This window comes from Streptomyces qinglanensis (assembly GCF_900111245.1).
GTDB lineage: Bacteria > Actinomycetota > Actinomycetes > Streptomycetales > Streptomycetaceae > Streptomyces > Streptomyces qinglanensis.
This window is the reverse complement of the sequence record NZ_FOGO01000008.1, coordinates 211,018-228,219: the sequence shown is the minus strand read 5'-3', so window position 1 is coordinate 228,219 and position 17,202 is coordinate 211,018. Positions and strand designations below refer to the sequence as shown.

At 72.3% G+C, this 17,202-nt stretch carries 14 protein-coding genes and 1 tRNA gene; 4 read left to right on the top strand and 11 right to left on the bottom strand.

The genetic code is table 11. The annotated features are described in order from the left end of the window. Positions 1-369 precede the first annotated feature (369 nt). A complete protein-coding gene (locus tag BMX65_RS33605; protein WP_079171981.1) occupies positions 370-765 on the top strand; it encodes a M23 family metallopeptidase in 396 nt (131 codons plus the stop codon). A 101-nt stretch (positions 766-866) separates the two neighbouring features. Here the strand turns inward: BMX65_RS33605 and BMX65_RS18740 are convergent, their stop codons facing one another. Then, on the bottom strand, positions 867-1,349 hold the full coding sequence (locus BMX65_RS18740) for a DUF6233 domain-containing protein (RefSeq protein ID WP_239501831.1): 483 nt from the start codon (positions 1,347-1,349) through the stop codon (positions 867-869). A 135-nt stretch (positions 1,350-1,484) separates the two neighbouring features. Between BMX65_RS18740 and BMX65_RS18735 the strand changes: the two genes are divergently transcribed. Continuing rightward, positions 1,485-1,706, top strand: a complete 222-nt coding sequence (locus BMX65_RS18735) for a hypothetical protein (protein ID WP_075001472.1) — start codon at positions 1,485-1,487, stop codon at positions 1,704-1,706. Between the two features lie 231 nt (positions 1,707-1,937). Here BMX65_RS18735 and BMX65_RS18730 read toward each other — a convergent pair whose 3' ends face one another. From BMX65_RS18730 to BMX65_RS18715, 4 genes are all read right to left on the bottom strand, one after another. After that, complete coding sequence (locus tag BMX65_RS18730; RefSeq protein ID WP_239501830.1) at positions 1,938-3,335, bottom strand: cation:proton antiporter; 1,398 nt, start codon at positions 3,333-3,335, stop codon at positions 1,938-1,940. A gap of 90 nt (positions 3,336-3,425) precedes the next feature. Continuing rightward, positions 3,426-3,498, bottom strand: a tRNA-His gene (locus tag BMX65_RS18725). A gap of 130 nt (positions 3,499-3,628) precedes the next feature. Continuing rightward, positions 3,629-4,234, bottom strand: coding sequence for an oligoribonuclease (gene orn, locus BMX65_RS18720; protein ID WP_075001471.1), 606 nt, complete (start codon positions 4,232-4,234; stop codon positions 3,629-3,631). Between the two features lie 28 nt (positions 4,235-4,262). After that, a complete protein-coding gene (locus tag BMX65_RS18715) occupies positions 4,263-5,678 on the bottom strand; it encodes a helix-turn-helix domain-containing protein (protein WP_075001470.1) in 1,416 nt (471 codons plus the stop codon). Between the two features lie 964 nt (positions 5,679-6,642). On the opposite strand from BMX65_RS18715, the gene BMX65_RS18710 reads away from it, so the two are divergent. Further along, entirely contained in the window at positions 6,643-7,164 is a 522-nt protein-coding gene (locus BMX65_RS18710; protein ID WP_075001469.1) for a universal stress protein, read from the top strand. A gap of 615 nt (positions 7,165-7,779) precedes the next feature. On the opposite strand, the gene glmS is transcribed toward BMX65_RS18710, so the two are convergent. Continuing rightward, entirely contained in the window at positions 7,780-9,606 is a 1,827-nt protein-coding gene (gene glmS, locus BMX65_RS18705; RefSeq protein ID WP_019357088.1) for a glutamine--fructose-6-phosphate transaminase (isomerizing), read from the bottom strand. A gap of 62 nt (positions 9,607-9,668) precedes the next feature. Next, positions 9,669-9,947: a hypothetical protein gene (locus tag BMX65_RS18700; RefSeq protein WP_019357089.1), complete on the bottom strand. Its 279-nt coding sequence runs from the start codon at positions 9,945-9,947 to the stop codon at positions 9,669-9,671. A 223-nt stretch (positions 9,948-10,170) separates the two neighbouring features. Here BMX65_RS18700 and BMX65_RS18695 point away from each other — a divergent pair, with 223 nt between their 5' ends. Beyond that, positions 10,171-11,913 carry a family 20 glycosylhydrolase gene (locus BMX65_RS18695; RefSeq protein ID WP_075001468.1) on the top strand — a complete coding sequence of 581 codons (1,743 nt, stop codon included), beginning with the start codon at positions 10,171-10,173 and terminating at the stop codon, positions 11,911-11,913. A 160-nt stretch (positions 11,914-12,073) separates the two neighbouring features. Here the strand turns inward: BMX65_RS18695 and BMX65_RS18690 are convergent, their stop codons facing one another. From BMX65_RS18690 to BMX65_RS18675, 4 genes are all read right to left on the bottom strand, one after another. Beyond that, on the bottom strand, positions 12,074-12,367 hold the full coding sequence (locus BMX65_RS18690) for a hypothetical protein (RefSeq protein WP_239501829.1): 294 nt from the start codon (positions 12,365-12,367) through the stop codon (positions 12,074-12,076). A 330-nt stretch (positions 12,368-12,697) separates the two neighbouring features. Then, complete coding sequence (locus tag BMX65_RS18685; protein ID WP_075001466.1) at positions 12,698-13,864, bottom strand: acyl-CoA dehydrogenase family protein; 1,167 nt, start codon at positions 13,862-13,864, stop codon at positions 12,698-12,700. Positions 13,865-13,866: 2 nt separating this feature from the next. Next, positions 13,867-14,901 carry a hydroxymethylglutaryl-CoA lyase gene (locus BMX65_RS18680; protein WP_075001583.1) on the bottom strand — a complete coding sequence of 345 codons (1,035 nt, stop codon included), beginning with the start codon at positions 14,899-14,901 and terminating at the stop codon, positions 13,867-13,869. 98 nt (positions 14,902-14,999) lie between these two features. Continuing rightward, positions 15,000-17,183 (bottom strand): ATP-binding protein, encoded by a 2,184-nt coding sequence (locus tag BMX65_RS18675; protein ID WP_075001465.1) that lies wholly within the window; start codon positions 17,181-17,183, stop codon positions 15,000-15,002. Positions 17,184-17,202 lie beyond the last annotated feature (19 nt).

Here is a 17,202-nt window from a genome sequence, read left to right as displayed (position 1 = left end):
CCGGCACCGGGCGGCGCGGAGCCGCAGGCCGACGGCATGCGGAGCGGCACACCCCGCCTCGTCGCACCCCCCGGCCTCCCGGGCGCCCCCGGCGCGGACACCGGCTCCGGAGCTGAGCGCAGGCCCGGCGCCGGCCGCGGGTCCGGCGCGGACACCGGCGACGGCGCCGCCCGGCCGTCCGGGCCCTCGGACGCGCCCTCCGGAACTCCCGGGGACACCGGGCCTCCTGGGGCCTCCGGACCGTCGGGCGACCCCGGAGACCCCGGAGCGCCCGGAGACACAGGGGTTCCGCGCGGGGAGCCGGACCCGGCCGAACCGTCCGCACCCGCGGACCCGCCCGCGACGGCGGAGAGCGGATGGGTCTCGCCGGTGACCGAGTTCCCGGTGCGGATCTCCCAGGCGTACGGGGTCAAGGGCGGCTGGGCGGCGGGCTATCACACCGGGGTCGACCTGGCGGTCCGGGTGGGCACGCCGGTGCGGTCCGTCGGCCCGGGGGCGGTCGTGGCCGCCGGGTGGGCCGGTGACTACGGGAAGGCGGTGACCGTCCGGATGGAGGACGGCATGTACCTCCTCTTCGCGCACCTCTCGGAGGTCTACGTCCGGGAAGGAGCCGCGGTGCGCGCCGGGACCTGGCTCGGGCGCTCGGGCAACACGGGCCACTCCACCGGCCCGCATCTGCACTTCGAGGTGCGCGAGCAGCGCGGCTACGGTTCGGACATCGACCCCGTGCGCTACCTCGCCGACCACGGTGTACGCCTCGGCTGAGGGCGGTCGGCGGGCCGGAGCCCCGGACGGGAGCGGCCGGGAGCGGCCGGGCGCGCGGGGCGCGCCCGCGGGTCCGCTCCGGGCGCCCGGCCCGGTGCCGGTCAGCGGCCGGGCCGGTCCAGCACGCGGTCCGGGCGGCAGATGTCGCAGACCCGCGCCTCCGCGGTGCGGGCCAGCAGCTCCACCGCCTCCTGAGCGGTGACGCGCCGGGTGAGCCAGCCGTCGCGGGCCTGCCAGCAGTCCCGGCGGTGTACGCACCACCAGGGTTCCGCGTCGCCGGTACCGCGCATCCGGACGGCCAGCCACTGGCGGCCCGCGACGGCACCGGCCGTCGGCACCGCGGTGTAGCTCTCGCCGGGGATCGGGGTGATGTCCTCGGCCGCGACGCTGATCGCGGTCGGTGCGCTCTTGGGCTCGGCGTGCCCGTCGGGGTGCTGGTGGCGGCTCGGCAGAATCGCCTCGCACTCGTACCACCAGTGGCCGTCGGGCGTGCGGGAGCGGCCGGTGACGATCACGTCCAGCTCCTGTCCGTCCGGCATCCGGGCCCGCGCCCACGGGCCCGCTCGGGCACGCCACTCACTCACGCCCCGAATATTAGTTCGAATGAAGCGGGAGTGCGCCGTCCGGGTTCATTCCGTCCCGCGTTGTCGTGTTGTACCAAAAAGTGACACTTCGGCCGCCATTGTGGTGCCTCGTCCAACCAACCCTCGGAGGTTCACATGCGTATGCGCACGCTCGCGCGTTCCGTCGCCGTCGGCTTCGCCGTCCTGGGCCTGGCCGGTGCCGGTGCCGGTTCGGCCGCCGCCTGGCCGAAGGGGCACCAGTACAACTGGGTGCACGAGTCGGTCAGCAAGGAGATCAAGAAGATCTCCATCTCCGACGACGACAAGATCATCAGCGACTCGGTCATCTTCGTCTTCGGCCCGATGCAGAACGACTGACCCGAGTACCTTCCCCTGGCAGAGACCAGCTCTGCCTGCCCGTCAGCACTGCGTTCCCGTCTCCCCAAGGAGGCCGGGAACGCAGTGTTTTTCGCGGCCTCCGACGGCTCCCGGGGCTCCCGTGCCCCGCCCCCCCCGCCTGCCGGGCGGCTCCCGCCCGTCCCGGGCCCTGGTACGGGCCGGAGGCCGCGCCCCGGCGTCCGGTGCGTGCCGCCGGGTGCCGTCCGCCTGCTACTGCTGCGTGCCGGTCCGCTCCGCGTGGTCGCCGTCCTGCCCGGACCCCGCGCCGTCCCGCGGGGATCCCGCGCCGTCCCGGCCGGGCTCCGCGCCCGGCTGTGCGGGCTCCGGGCGGTCCTGCTCCCCGCCCGGCCCACGAGTGGCGCCTGTCGTCCTCCCGGTCTTCCACGCCCCGGTGCCGAAGGGCCACCGGGGGCCGCGGTTGTCGTCCGGGATGCCCACGAGTTCCTCGACGTCGAACAGCCGGGCGATGGGCACGTCCGAGCTGCTGTGGGCGATGATCGAGAAGGCGATGGTGACCGCGATGAGGGTGAACGCCTCCTCGCCGTGCGGGATACCGGCCTGGAGCACCAGCAGTCCGTAGACCACCGAGGCGAAGCCCTTGGGGCCGAACCAGGCCGCGGTCAGCTTCTCCCGCCGGTCGAAGGACGTACCGAGCAGCGACAGCAGCAGCGAGGCCGGCCGGATCAGGACGATCGCCAGCACGGCGACCACGTACCCGCCGAAGGACAGGTCCCCGAACAGCTCCCCGGTCAGCAGCGCTCCGAAGATCAGCAGCGCGGCGAACTTGGCCAGTTCGGCCAGCGAGTCCCCCAGCGGTTCGAACGCCCGCTTGGCCTCGGGGGAGACCGCCGCGAGCACCGAGCCCGCGCTGAAGGCGGCCAGGTAGGAGTTGGCGTGGGTCAGCGCGCACACGGCGTACAGGATCACGCCGATGGCCAGCGGCCCCAGCGGCTGCAGCTTCGGCTCGGCACCCAGCAGCCGGAACCGCAGCAGGCCGTTGACGAGCAGCGGGGCCGCGATGCCGAAGGCCAGTCCGAGCACCAGCTCCAGGGCGATGCTGCCGGCCGAGGCGTGCTCGCTGTGCCCGCTGGGTGCCGCGGCGGCCAGGAAGATCAGCACGAACGGCAGCGCCAGCCCGTCGTTGATGCCGCTTTCCACGTTGAGGAGCTGCCGGAGCCGGGACGGCACCCGGCGGTGCCCGACGATGGCGGAGGCGAAGACCGGGTCGGTGGGGGAGAGCACCGCGCCGACGAGGAAGGAGGTGGTCCAGTCGAAGCCGACCAGCCAGTGGGTGAGCAGCGCGATACCGAGGAAGGCCAGCGGCATGCCCAGGCCCAGCGCCCGGGCCGGGCTCTTCCAGCGCTCGCGCAGGTCGGCGAAGTGGACGTGCATCCCGTCGGTGAACAGCACGGCGAAGAGCGCCAGATCGGCCGTGACGCGGACGATGTCGCTCTCCGGCGCCACGTGGATGAGCCCGAGCGCTCCGTCCCCGACCAGCGCGCCGCCCGCCAGGAACAGCAGCGAGGTGGAGAGCACCGAGCGTGCGGCCAGTCCGGACAGCAGTACGGCGACCAGCAGTGCGATGCCGAAGACCATGACCAAGACCAAGAGAAGCAACCCCCGCCGCGCCGACTCGTGCACACAAACAAGAGGCCCTGTGGCCCGCGTTTCCGCCGGCCACAGGGCCTCCGAGAGAAGGGTGATCGACGGGACTTGAACCCGCGACATCCTGGACCACAACCAGGTGCTCTACCAACTGAGCTACGACCACCATGTCCGGTGCGGAAGAGAAGATCTTCCCTGACCGGCCGCTACGAGTGTACAGGGTCCGGCGCCGTGCTCGCGCACAGGTTTCCGGTCCGGGCCCGGCAGGGGTGCTGCCGGGCCCGGAAGCCCTCCGGTCAGTCCGCCGGAGGCAGCACGTGCCGGGCCGCGATCTTCTTCGCCGTCTCCGAGTCGGGTCCCGGCTGGGGCACGAAGACGGCCTCCCGGTAGTACCGCAGTTCCGCGATGGATTCGCGGATGTCGGCCAGTGCCCGGTGGTTGCCGTTCTTCTCCGGGCTGTTGTAGTAGGCGCGCGGGTACCAGCGGCGGGCCAGCTCCTTGACCGAGGAGACATCCACGATGCGGTAGTGCAGGTGGCTGTCGAGCGCGGCCATGTCGCGGGCGAGGAAGCCGCGGTCGGTGCTGACGGAGTTGCCGCACAGCGGCGCCCGGCGGGCGTCGGGCACCCACTCGCGTACATAGGCCAGGACCCGGGCCTCGGCGTCGGCCAGCGTCGTGCCGCCGTCCAGCTCCTCCAGCAGGCCGGAGGCGGTGTGCATCTCGCGCACCACCTCCGGCATCGCCTCCACGGCGTGCGCGGGCGGGCGGATCACGATGTCCACGCCGTCGCCGAGTACGTTCAGCTCCGAGTCGGTCACCAGCGCGGCCACCTCGATGAGCGCGTCATCGGACAGCGAGAGGCCGGTCATCTCGCAGTCGATCCACACCATGCGATCGTTCATGCTCTTCACAGTACGTGACCCGGCCCGCTCAGCTCGTCCCCCGGCCGCGCTGGCCGGGAACTCGCGGGGCGAACGCGTCCGATTCCGGTTTGCCCTGTTCCGGGCGGCTGTGCGGAGTGCTTCGGTGCTCCCTCGCTTCCTGTCGGGTCTCCTGCCTGATGCCGTACGCCGACGGTCCGCCTCCCGGCGGTCCCCCCGCAGCTCCCGGCTCGTGGCCGCCCGGATACCCCGGATACCCCGGGTGCCCGTGCGGTCCGGCATGGCCGGGCTGGCCGTACCCCTGCCCCGGCGGGGACTGGTGGGGCAGCCGCAGCGGGCTCTCGCCGCCCTGGCCCCCCGGGCCCGGAACGCCGTTCCCGGCGCTCCCCGCTGCGCCCGGCGGCGCCCCCGCACCCTCGTGCGCCTGCTCCCCGTCCGGCCGGCGCGCGCGGTACGCGGCCCGGTAGGCGGCGGGGGAGGCACCGAGCTGGCGGCGGAAGTGGCCGCGCAGCGCGACGGGCGAGCGGAAGCCGCAGCGGCCCGCCACCTCGTCCACGGAGTAGTCCGACGTCTCCAGCAGACGCTGCGCCTGGAGCACGCGCTGGGTGATCAGCCACTGCAGTGGAGCGCTCCCAGTGAGTGACCGGAAGCGCCGGTCGAACGTGCGGCGGCTCATGTACGCGCGCGCGGCGAGCGTCTCCACGTCGAACTGCTCGTGGAGGTGCTCCAGCGCCCAGGCGACGACCTCGGCGAGCGGGTCGGCGCCGATCTCCTCTGGTAAGGAGCGGTCCAGGTGGCGGGGGTGGCCGCCGGTCTCCTGGCCGTTGCCGCGGCGCGGCGGGACGACCAGCCGGCGGGCCAGTGCCCCGGCCGCCTCGGCCCCGTGGTCGCTCCGTACGACGTGCAGGCACAGGTCTATGCCCGCGGCCGTACCGGCGGAGGTGAGGATGTCCCCGTCGTCCACGAACAGTTCGCGCGGATCGACGTGGACGGCCGGATAGCGCTTGGCCAGTGTGGGTGCGTACATCCAGTGGGTGGTGGCCGGCCGCCCGTCCAGCAGTCCGGCGGCGGCGAGGACGAAGGCGCCGGTGCACAGACCTATGACGCGGGCCCCCTCCTCGTGCGCCCTGCGCAGTGCCTCCAGCGCCCCCGGTGGTGGCGGCTGGGTGATGGAGCGCCAGGCGGGCACGACCACGGTGCCCGCACGGGAGATCGCCTCCAGCCCGAACGGCGCGCTCAACTGGAGCCCGCCGGTGGTACGCAGTGGTCCGTCCTCACCCGCGCAGACAAGCAGCCTGTAGCGCGGAACTCCGGCGTCTTGGCGGTCGATTCCGAAGACGGAGAGCGGGATGGAACTCTCGAAGATGGGACCACCGCTGAAGAGCAACACCGCCACGATCTCGCGCCGGCGGCGCGCGGCCAGCTTGCGGGTCTCGACTGGGCCGTTCGTGGAGTCCTGGCTCATTGGAACTAAGCCCCCCTCAATCGTTGTGTTCCTCTCGGTCCATACACATCTCCCCCGCTCTCCCCCGCAGTGAAAGCCAAGATCGAATCTACTGCGTCGGATGAGGTGGGCGGTGCAAGTTCGGCATCCGGCGCTATGTCGACAAGGCAACTTGGCGTGAAGCATTCGATCACGAAGCGTTTCACTCAACCGCGCTGCAGGGAAGTACGCATGCCCTCTCTGCCCCATCAACGTAGGGTGCACACCCGCCTGACGCTCCTTTCCTCCCTGGTGGCAGGGGGTCGGGCGGGAAGGGCGGCACAGGTTCTGACGCTGTGCCAAGTTGGCTGAAATTCGAGGGGGATCAGACGTGCGATTCGGTCACACGCAAGGCGTGCCGTCGTGACTCCAGGGATGTATGAGGTATGTGGGGCGCATGAGGTGCGCTCTGCGTGTGCAACATGCGACGGTGCGTGACCTTTTGTGGCTCTGTGCGTGCCGGTGTGTGCCGTTGTGCGCCGCGAGGGACGGTCTCGCGCCAACGCAATGATCGGGACAGAATGCCTCCGGTGTGCCACCTGGCGCCGCGTCCGCCGCGCTCGTGCCGCAGCGGGGGCGCTCCCACGGCGCGTGACCAGTGCGACACGCGGGGTGCGCGGGGTGGCGGGCCGGACGGTTCCGCGCCATTTCCGGCGGCGGTCCTGTTACGCCTCGGTCAAGGAGGCGCGTAAGGGGCGTAACGCGGCATTGCGCTGCGGCCCGCGCTCAGGCATGCTCCGGGGTCAACTGCTCCGGGCAGCCGCTCCGCATTGCCTGGGCATGGGGGGAGTGCGGTCGTACCCTTTGGGTAAGGGACTTGGGAAGACGATTCCCGGTCTTCGTGAGCAGGCCGTGCAGCACCCAGCAGATCCGTCCGAGCAGATCCGAGAGAGCGCAAGCCGTCCGTCGTCCCTCTGCACAGAGGACTCACTTCGCCGAGACACTCATGGCAGGACACGAGATCCCTGAACCAGCAGACCGCAGGCAGGTCGCCGACTCCACGGCGATCCCCGAAGCGGCGGACGAGACGCGCCACTCCTGCGATCCGGCGTTCCAGCACGGCGTCGTCGTCGGTTTCGACGGCTCGGTCTCCAGCGAGCGCGCGCTGGCGTACGCCATCGGCATGGCCTACCGCTCGGGCTCCGGTCTGATCATCGTCCATGTCGCCAACCGGCTGCCCACCACGGTGTGGGCGGGTTGCGAACCCCCCGTCTTCGTCGACGTCCCCGACCACCGCACCGAAGTGCTCGGGCTGGAACTCGCCTGCGCCGAACATCTGGCGGAGGTGCCCTGGATCCTGGTGGAGCGGGGTGGCGACATCTGCCACGAGCTGGAGGAGGTCGGCAGCGAGTACGCGGCCGACGCCATCGTCGTCGGCTCGACGCACGGACTCGTGGGACGGATCTTCGGCTCGGTGGCGGGGCGCCTCGCGCGGCGGGCCCAGCGTCCGGTCATCGTCGTCCCCTGAGCCCCGCCGTCCCGCTGTGCGCCCCGGCACTGCGGGCCGCGTCCCGGGGGCGCGGCTGCTGCTCGTCCCGCCGGGTCCGCGCTGGTGCGGCGCATTCCGGTTCGCCGGGGGATGCTGCTGTGCCGGTGCCGGTGCCGGTGCGTTGCGGTGCCTGCGCGGCTCGCTGCTTTCCTCGCCGATCCCGCGGCCCGCGGCTGGCGTTGCGGGTTGCGGGTTGCCGGTCGCCGGGGGTGTGCGCCGTAGCGTTCCCGTCGTTGCGCGCCGCCCCCGCCGCAGCGCAGGCCGCCGATTCCCTTGCCGGGGAGCCGAATTCGCCCGCACCCGGCGCGCCCACCGGTGAGCTGCGCGGTCGGTGCCGCAAAGAAGGCATCGACAAATCTACCCACCCGTAGAGGTGGGTTGTGCGCTTGTGAGGGGCATACAGACAGCACACGGGTGGCCGAGACCCGAGGGCGCGCCACCGGGTGGGAGGTGACGGTCCCGTCCGGTGGCCCACCCGCCGGCGTAATGGGCGACGCCGGCACAGGGGAGGCGGGATCCCGCGCGGATGGTGGCCCGCGCGGGATCCCGCCCACCCGGGCGCCCGCACCCGGCGGCGCGGGCGGTGGGCCGCTCCTACTCCACGGTGACCGACTTGGCCAGGTTGCGGGGCTTGTCGATGTCCCGCCCCAGGGCGAGGGCCGTGTGGTAGGCCAGCAACTGCAGCGGAATACCCATCAGGATCGGGTCCAGCTCGTCCTCGTTCTTCGGCACCAGGATGGTGTGGTCGGCCTTCTCCTGCTCCTGGTGGGCCACGGCCAGGATGCGGCCGCTGCGTGCCTTGATCTCCTCCAGCGCCGCCCGGTTCTTCTCCAGCAGGTCGTCCTCGGGCACGATCGCGACCGTCGGCATCGCGGGCTCGATCAGCGCCAGGGGCCCGTGCTTGAGCTCGGAGGCCGGGTACGCCTCGGCGTGGATGTAGGAGACCTCCTTCAGTTTGAGGGACGCCTCCAGGGCCACGGGGTAGCCGCGCACCCGCCCGATGAAGAGCATGGAGCGGGCGTCCGCGTACAGCTTCGCCAGCTTCTCGATCTCCGGCTCCTGCTTGAGGATCTCGGCGATCTGGTCCGGCAGCCGGCGCAGCCCCTCGATGATGCGCTTGCCGTCCTTGACCGACAGGTCGCGGATGCGGCCCAGGTGCAGCGCGAGGAGCCCGAAGGCGACCACCGTGTTGGTGAAGCACTTGGTGGACACGACGCAGACTTCGGGCCCGGCATGCACGTAGACCCCGCCGTCGGCCTCCCGGGCGATGGCCGAGCCGACGACGTTGATGACCCCGAGCACCCGGGCGCCCTTGCGCTTGAGCTCCTGGACGGCGGCGAGCGCGTCGTAGGTCTCCCCGGACTGCGAGACGGCGATGTAGAGCGTGTCGGGGTCCACCACCGCGTTGCGGTACCGGAACTCGCTGGCGGGCTCCGCGTCGGCGGGGATGCGGGCGAGCTCCTCGATCATCTGGGCGCCGATGAGGCCGGCGTGGTACGAGGTGCCGCAGCCGAGGATCTTCACCCGGCGCACGGCACGGGCCTCGCGCGGGTCGAGGTTCAGGCCGCCCAGGTGCACGGTGGCGAACCGGTCGTCGATGCGCCCGGCCAGCACCCGGTCCACCGCGTCCGCCTGCTCGGCGATCTCCTTGTGCATGTAGGTGTCGTGGCCGCCCAGGTCGTAGGACTCGGCGGCGTACTCCACCGTCTCCGGGGAGGAGGAGGTGCGGGAGCCCTCGGTGGTGTAGGTGCGGTAGTCGCCGGCCTTGATGGTGGCCATCTCGCCGTCGTCCAGCGTGACCACCTGGCGGGTGTGGGAGACCAGCGCGGCGACGTCCGAGGCGACGAACATCTCGTTCTCGCCGATGCCCAGCACCACGGGCGAGCCGTTGCGCGCCACCACGATGCGGTCCGGGAAGTCGGCGTGCAGCACGGCGATGCCGTAGGTGCCCTCGACGTGGCGCAGCGCCTCCTGGACGCGCGCCTCCAGCCGCTCGGCCTGCGCCGCGGCGATGAGGTGGGCCAGCACCTCGGTGTCGGTGTCGGAGACGAAGGTGACGCCCTCCGCCGTCAGCTTGGCGCGCAGTTCGGCGGCGTTGTCGATGATGCCGTTGTGGACGACGGCGACCTTCTCGGCCGGGTCCAGATGCGGGTGGGCGTTGACGTCGTTGGGCACGCCGTGGGTGGCCCAGCGGGTGTGGGCGATCCCGGCGCTGCCGGTGAACCGCTTGGGGACGCGCTCCTCCAGGTCCCGGACCCGGCCCTTGGTCTTGGCGGTCTTCAGCCCGCCCGCCTTGCCGCCCGTGCCGGTCTGGATGGCGATGCCCGCCGAGTCGTAACCGCGGTACTCCAGTCGCTGGAGGCCCTCCAGCAGGAGCGGGGCGGTGTCACGCTTACCGATATACCCGACAATTCCGCACATACTGCTGATGCCCTGCCTCTCTGTCGTGCCGTTGGGGATGAGCTGCCGGCGCTGCTCCGCGGTCAGCCGTACACGATGCGGCGGAGCTGTCTGAGGGACAGCTCGGGCGGCGCGACGGCCCGGTGCGGCAGCTCGGCCTCGATACGTTCGAAGATCTCCGGGTTCGCCAGGCCCTTGGCCTGGAGCTCGCGGTGCCGACGGCGGACGAACTCGGCGGCCGTCTCGTCGAAGTACGACAGGACGTCCAGCACCACCCGGACCGCTTCGCCGCGCTGCAGCGGCGTGGTGCGGACCAGGTGGTCGATGAGGTCGTCGTGGACCGGTGTCGGGGCGTCGAGCACCCGTCGATACTGCGGTTTCCGCGTCTCGATCGCAAGAAATCTGCCCGATAGCGGGCACGGCGTGGCGAAATCGGACCAGAAAAGGTACGTACCGCTCTCTTCCCGGCTTCGCGTGCGGCGGTCAGTATGACGAAGTGTCCTGAACACGGCTTTCGTTGAGAGTGCGCCACCCGGGTGAAGGACCGTTCACCCGGGCCCGCCGCGGATCCCGGAGAGATCGCTGATGGGACGACGACTCACACCGTTACTGGTCCTGTGCGCCTCGCTGCTCGCCGCCACCGCACTGCCCGCCACCCCCGGGGCAGCCGACGCGGCCTCCACGCGTGCCAGAGCCCGGCCCACACCACTCGACCGGGTGATACCCGCACCCGCCTCGGTACAGGAGCGGGGCAGGCCCTACACGATCACCCCGCGGACGGTGATCCGCGTGCAGCCCGGTGCCGGCTCCGACCGCGCACCGGGCCGCCGCGGGAACCGGCAGCAGCGGGGCGGCCCGGCCGGCGGCACCAGTGGCACCGCGGGAGAGGCGCGGTCCGGGCGGGAGGTGCGAGAGGCGCGGTCCGGGCGAGAGGTGCGAGAGGTGCGAGAGGTGCGGGAGGTGGCCGAGCAGCTCGCCGCACTGCTGCGGCCCGCCACCGGCTACCGGCTGCCGATCACCAGCCGCCCCGGACGCGACGGCATCAAGCTGCGGCTCGGCGGCGGCCGGACGCTGGGCGGCGAGGGCTACCGGCTCCAGGTGGGCGCGCGTGCCGCGCGACTCACCGCCCGCGACGCCGCCGGGCTCTTCCACGGAGTGCAGACCATCCGGCAGCTTCTCCCCGCCGCCGTCGAAGCCCGTACCGAGCAGCCGGGCCCCTGGCAGCTCGCCGGTGGCGTCATCACCGACACCCCGCGCTACGCCTACCGGGGCGCCATGCTGGACGTCTCCCGCCACTTCTTTCCCGTCCCGGCGGTCAAGCGGTACATCGACCAGCTCGCCCTCTACAAGATCAACACCCTGCATCTGCACCTCTCCGACGACCAGGGCTGGCGCCTCGCCATCGACTCCTGGCCCCGGCTGGCCGAGTACGGCGGCGGCACCGAGGTCGGCGGCGGGCCCGGCGGGTACTACACCAAGGCCGACTACCGCGAGATCATGCGCTACGCCGCGGCCCGGCACCTGACCGTCGTCCCCGAGATCGACATGCCCGGACACACCAACGCGGCACTGGCCTCCTACGCCGAACTCAACTGCGACGGCACGGCGCCGCCCCGCTACACCGGCACCGAAGTCGGGTTCAGCTCCCTGTGCGTCTCCCTGGAACGGACCTACGACTTCGTCGACGACGTGCTCCGCGAACTGGCGGCCCTGACCCCCGGCCCCTACCTCCACATCGGCGGCGACGAGGCGCACTCCACCAGCCATGAGGACTACGTCGCCTTCATGCGGCGCGTACAGCCCCTCGTCGCCGCATACGGCAAGCAGGCCGTCGGCTGGCACCAGATCACCGCCGCACCCGCTCCCGGCACCGTCGCCCAGTACTGGGGCTACGACCGGACCGGAGCCGAGGAGCGCCGCCAGGTCGCCGAGGCCGCGCGGCAGGGCACCGAACTCGTGCTCTCCCCGGCGGACCGGGCCTACCTGGACATGAAGTACGACAAAAACACTCCGCTGGGACTCTCCTGGGCCGGATACGTGCCCGTGCAGCGCTCCTACGACTGGGACCCGGCCCGCTACCTGGAAGGGGTGCCCGAGGAGGCCGTCCTGGGAGTCGAGGCGCCGCTGTGGTCGGAGACGATCGAGACCAGCGCACAGCTCGAATACCTGGCCTTCCCGCGCCTGCCAGGGCTGGCCGAACTGGGCTGGTCGCCCGCCGCCACCCACGACTGGGACGGCTACCGGCAGCGACTGGCCCGACAGGGCAGCCGCTGGGAACGGATGGGAGTGAACTACTACCGCTCACCGCAGGTGCCCTGGCCCCACTGACCGCACCCCGGGCGGTACCGGGTCCGCGGCGCCGTCACCGCCCGGCGCCGCGGACCCTGCGGAGCCCGCTTCGAGCGGGGAGCCTTCCCCTTGCGGGGAGCGGGACCGTCGCGGGAGCGGTCTCCGCGGAGAGTGGTTCTCCTCAGCGTGTCTTGCACCCTCAGTCCGTGGCGTACGGCGGTGACGGTTGGTTCCATACGTCATCAAACCTGCTGATGATCCGCCGGAGTTCGCGGGCAGCGCGAGGCGACATGGCCTGCGTCACCGTGTCGAGGAGAGCACGCGCTTCAAGAGGATTGCCGCAGCAGCACCAGTACACGTTGCCCCACTCGTAGTCGTGCCACAGCTCACGCTCGGGACGACGGACGTAGTCCTTCCACAAGCGCACGGCTGCGAAGATGTCGCCTGGCTGCAGATAATTCCGGGTGCGCTCGAGACGGTAGACCTCTGACATTGCACGCGAGGACAGGCCGTCGATGACGGGGTTTGCGTCTGGTGTCCGGTGGCGGTGGGAGATGCCGGTCCGGATGTGTCCTGGCCGTCTACGCGGCATGGGCCTTTCGGTTCGTCGTCATGCCGAACACGGTGCCATGGCTCCGTACGACGCCTCGAACGGTTTCTCGCTCGCCCGCGATTCGCCGGGCAGGTGGACGGCTGTCTCTACCGCCGCAACCGGCACCGCGAATGACGGCCGGAGCCCCGCCCCGGTCCAAGCCTCATCGGCGCGCCCCTCAGGGGCGGGGCCGACCGGGGCGGGGCTCTGTTCAGTCGCGGGGTACGGGGGTCACTCGCCGACTCCCAACTCGCGGGCCACCAGCATGCGCTGCACCTCGCTGGTGCCCTCGCCGATCTCCAGGATCTTCGCGTCCCGCCACATGCGGGCCACCGGGTACTCGTTCATGAATCCGTAGCCGCCGTGGACCTGGGTGGCCTCACGCGCGTTGGTGACGGCGCTCTCGGAGGAGTACAGCTTGGCCAGCGCCGCCTCCTTCTTGAACGGCTCGCCGGCCAGCAGTCGCGCGGCCGCGTCCCGCCAGGCCACCCGCGAGGTGTGAGCCCGCATCTCCATGTCCGCGATCTTGAACTGGATGGCCTGGTTGGCGCCGATGGGCTTGCCGAACGCCGTACGGGTGTTGGCGTAGCGGACCGACTCGTCCACACAGCCCTGGGCGAGCCCGGTGGCCAGTGCGGAGATCGCGATCCGGCCCTCGTCCAGGATCCGCAGGAACTGGGCGTAGCCGCGGCCCGGCTCGCCGAGCAGATTGGCGCGGGGCACGCGCACGTCGGTGAAGGACAGCTCATGGGTGTCCGACGCGTTCCAGCCGACCTTCGAGTAGGCGGGCGCCACCGTGAACCCCGGGGTGCCGGAGGGGACGATGATGGTCGAGATGCGCGGCGCGCCGTTCTCCTTGCGTCCGGTGACCGCGGTCACCGTGACCAGGCCCGTTATGTCCGTGCCGGAGTTGGTGATGAAGGACTTGCTGCCGTTGATCACCCATTCCCCGGATTCCTCGTCCAGGACGGCGGTGGTGCGGGTGCCGCCCGCGTCGGAACCGCACTCCGGCTCGGTCAGTCCGAAGGCGCCCAGCATCTCGCCCGCGCACAGCCGGGGCAGCCACTCCTGCTTCTGCTCCTCGGTGCCGAAGAGGTACACGGGCATCGCGCCCAGCGACACCCCCGCCTCCAGCGTGATGGCCACCGAGGAGTCCACCCGGGCCAGCTCCTCCAGGGCGAGGCAGAGGGCGAGGTAGTCGCCGCCCATCCCGCCGTACTCCTCGGGGAAGGGCAGGCCGAACAGGCCCATGGCGCCCATCTGCTGGACGATCTCGTACGGGAACTCGTGTCGCTCGTAGAACTCGCCGATCTTGGGGGCGACCACGTCGTGGGCGAACTCCTCCACGGTGCGGCGCAGTTCCTCGTGCTCGGGGGTGAGGCGGTGGTCGAGTGCCATGCTCACTGCTCCTTGGGGGCGGGGGAGTCCGGGGTGCTCCGGGACTCCGCGGAAGAGGGGGAAGCGGGGGCGGCGACGGAAGAGGCTGCGCCGGCGAGGGCGCGAACCGTTCGGGAGGGGCTGGGACGGCCCAGCCGCTGCGCCATCCAGGTGCTGGTGGCGGTGAGCCGGGCCAGATCGACTCCCGTCTCGACACCGAGGCCGTGCAGCATCCAGACCAGGTCCTCGGTGGCGAGGTTGCCGGTGGCGCTCTTGGCGTACGGGCAGCCGCCCAGCCCGCCGGCCGAGGCGTCCACCGTGGCCACGCCGTGCTGGAGTGCCGCGAGGGTGTTGGAGAGCGCCTGGCCGTAGGTGTCGTGGAAGTGCACGGCGAGGGTGGGGCCGCCCGGCGGAGCGGAGTCGGCGGGAGCGCCCGAAGCGGGCAGCCCCGCCGTACCGAGCGCGGTGAGCAGTGCGTGGACATGGCCGGGGGTGGCCACGCCGATGGTGTCGCCCAGGCTCAGCTCGTCGCAGCCCATCCCGGCCAGCGCCCGGCACACTCGCACCACCTGGTCGACGGGGACCGGGCCCTCCCACGGGTCGCCGAAGCACATCGACAGATAGCCGCGCACGCGGAGGCCCGCGCTCTTGGCGCGCGCCACCACCGGCTCGAACATCTCCAGCGCGCCGTCCACCGTGCGGTTCAGGTTGGCCTTGGCGAAGGACTCCGTGGCGCTGGCGAACACCGCCACCTCCCGCGCGCCCAGCGCCGACGCGCGCTCCAGGCCGCGCGCGTTGGGCACCAGTACCGGCAGCCGCACCCCCTCCAGGTCCGCGAGGCGCGGATACAGCTCCTCCGCGTCGGCGAGCTGGGGGACCCACTTGGGGTGCACGAAGCTGGTGGCTTCCACGGTGCTCAGCCCGGCCGTGGCGAGCCGCCGGATGAACTCCGCCTTCACCTCGACCGGGACGATCGCCGACTCGTTCTGCAGCCCGTCCCGCGGCCCCACCTCGTGGATCCGCACCCGGGTGGGCAGCCCCTCCACGGGGAAGACCATCGGCAGATCGCCCGGGGTGCCGTTTCCTTCCACCGGGCCGGCGGCCGGAGCCGCGGGGCGTCCCGGAGCTGTGGGTTCCGAGGAGTTCGTCGTGTCCGTCATCCCGTCGCCTCCGTCGCCGCTTCCGCTCCGGTCTCCGGCGCGTCGCCGGCGGCCGGGTCCACGACCGCGAGCACCTGGTCCATCGCCACGGTGCTGCCCGCCGTGACCTCCAGTTCGGCCACCCGACCCGCGTGCGGTGCCGTGATCACGTGCTCCATCTTCATGGCCTCCACCACCAGCAGGCTCTGGCCCGCGGCGACCTCGTCGCCGACGGCCGCCTTGACCACCGTGACCGTCCCCGGCATGGGCGCGGTCAGCGCGTCGGCGCCGTGTGCGCCACCGGCCCGCCGCAGCGCGTCCGCCACCGGGTCGTGGTCGCGCACCTGCCAGGCTTCGCCGTCCCTGCCCAGCCACACGCCCGGGGTGTCACCGTCCTCGCAGCGGACGCGGCTGAGGGTGCGGCTCATGCCGTCCCAGTCGAGCCGGACGGTCGGGCCGCCGGTCTCGGTGCCGGGTGCCAGCCGCGCCCGCACGGGGGTGGCGCCGTCGACGCTGACCTCCATCTCGCCCGGGGCCGGGAGTTCCTCGGGGCGCCTGCCGTCCGGTGCGGTGGGCCGGACCCGGACGGCCACGGGGTCGCGGCCCGGTACCCGCAGCGAGTGCACCGTCCAGGCCCGCTGCCCGCCGAGCCGCCACCCGGACGGTACCGAGAACGGGCTGACCCAGCCGCCGGTCGCGGGGGCGGCCGCCGCGGGCTGCGGCGGGCCGGTCGGGGTCTGCGCCGTCCGGGTCTCCGGAGTGAGCGCCGCCTGCCGCAGCAGCGCTGCCGCGCCGTACACCTCGTCGGGCACGCTCTCGGGCAGCAGTTCGGCCGCCACGCGATCCACCAGGCCGGTGTCCAGCTCGCCGGAGGCGACCTCCGGGTGGCCGAGCAGGGCGCGCAGGAACGCCGTGTTGGTGTCGACTCCGAGCACCGTGGTGCGGGCGAGCGCTGCGCGCAGTCCGCGCAGCGCGGCGGCCCGGTCGGGGCCCCAGGCGATGACCTTGGAGAGCATCGGGTCGTAGGTCGTGCCCACTTCGGTGCCCTCGGTGAGCCCGGAGTCGGTGCGTACCCCTTCGCCCTGCGGCTCCTCCAGCAGCAGCACCCGTCCGGCCGAGGGCAGGAAGTCCACATGCCCGTCCTCGGCGCCGGGCGTGCGTCGTGCCGTCTCCGCGCAGATCCGGGCCTCCACCGCGTGCCCGTCGAGTGCGATCTCCTGCTGCCCGAAGGGCAGCGGCTCCCCGGCGGCCACCCGCACCTGCCACTCCACCAGGTCGAGCCCGGTGATCAGTTCGGTGACCGGGTGCTCCACCTGGAGGCGGGTGTTCATCTCCATGAAGTAGTAGGACCCGGAGCCGTCGCCCGGCACGATGAACTCGACCGTGCCCGCGCCCCGGTAGCCGCACGAGCGGGCCGCGTTCACCGCTGCCTGCCCCATCGCCTCGCGGGTCGCCGCGTCGAGCAGCGGGCTGGGCGCCTCCTCGATGATCTTCTGGTGGCGGCGCTGCAGCGAGCATTCGCGCTCTCCCAGGTGCAGGACATTGCCGTGGCCGTCCGCCAGCACCTGGATCTCGATGTGCCGCGGCCGGTCGACCCACCGCTCCACGAGCAGTCCGTCGTCGCCGAAGGCGCCCTTGGCCTCGCGCCGCGCCGCGGCGATCTCGTCGGGCAGTGCCGCCTCGTCCCGCACCAGCCGCATGCCCTTGCCGCCGCCGCCCGCCGAGGGCTTGAGCAGCACCGGCAGACCCGTCTGCCGGGCGGCGGCGGCCAGTTCGGTGTCGGTCAGTCCGGTGCCCGAGGAGCCGGGGACCACCGGCACGTCCGCCGCGGACACCGTCTCCTTGGCGCGGATCTTGTCGCCCATCAGCTCGATGGCCTCCGCGGGCGGGCCGATGAAGACGAGGCCCGCCTCGGTGCAGCGCTGGGCGAACGCCGCGTTCTCGGCGAGGAATCCGTACCCCGGATGGACGGCCTGCGCACCGCTGCGGTGGGCCGCCTCCAGCAGCCGGTCCGCGCTCAGATAGCTGTGGACCGCCGCCGCGGGGCCGATCCGCACGGCGGTGTCGGCCTCGCGCACATGGCGGGCGTCGGCGTCCGCGTCGCTGTGCACCGCGACGGAGCGGATGCCGAGCCTGCGCAGCGTACGGATCACCCGCACCGCGATCTCGCCGCGGTTGGCGACCAGCACCGTGTCGAACATCGGCCCTCTCCTCGTCCTC

Bases quoted from the DNA above. Each gene is read 5' to 3' on its own strand.
- BMX65_RS18735 (WP_075001472.1), top strand. From the start codon at position 1,485: ATGCGTATGCGCACGCTCGCGCGTTCCGTCGCCGTCGGCTTCGCCGTC.
- BMX65_RS18680 (WP_075001583.1), bottom strand. From the start codon at position 14,901: ATGGTCTTCCCCGTGGAGGGGCTGCCCACCCGGGTGCGGATCCACGAG.
- glmS (WP_019357088.1), bottom strand. From the start codon at position 9,606: ATGTGCGGAATTGTCGGGTATATCGGTAAGCGTGACACCGCCCCGCTC.
- BMX65_RS18695 (WP_075001468.1), top strand. From the start codon at position 10,171: ATGGGACGACGACTCACACCGTTACTGGTCCTGTGCGCCTCGCTGCTC.
- BMX65_RS18675 (WP_075001465.1), bottom strand. From the start codon at position 17,183: ATGTTCGACACGGTGCTGGTCGCCAACCGCGGCGAGATCGCGGTGCGG.
- BMX65_RS18710 (WP_075001469.1), top strand. From the start codon at position 6,643: ATGGCAGGACACGAGATCCCTGAACCAGCAGACCGCAGGCAGGTCGCC.
- BMX65_RS18685 (WP_075001466.1), bottom strand. From the start codon at position 13,864: ATGGCACTCGACCACCGCCTCACCCCCGAGCACGAGGAACTGCGCCGC.
- BMX65_RS18690 (WP_239501829.1), bottom strand. From the start codon at position 12,367: ATGTCAGAGGTCTACCGTCTCGAGCGCACCCGGAATTATCTGCAGCCA.
- orn (WP_075001471.1), bottom strand. From the start codon at position 4,234: ATGAACGATCGCATGGTGTGGATCGACTGCGAGATGACCGGCCTCTCG.
- BMX65_RS18715 (WP_075001470.1), bottom strand. From the start codon at position 5,678: ATGAGCCAGGACTCCACGAACGGCCCAGTCGAGACCCGCAAGCTGGCC.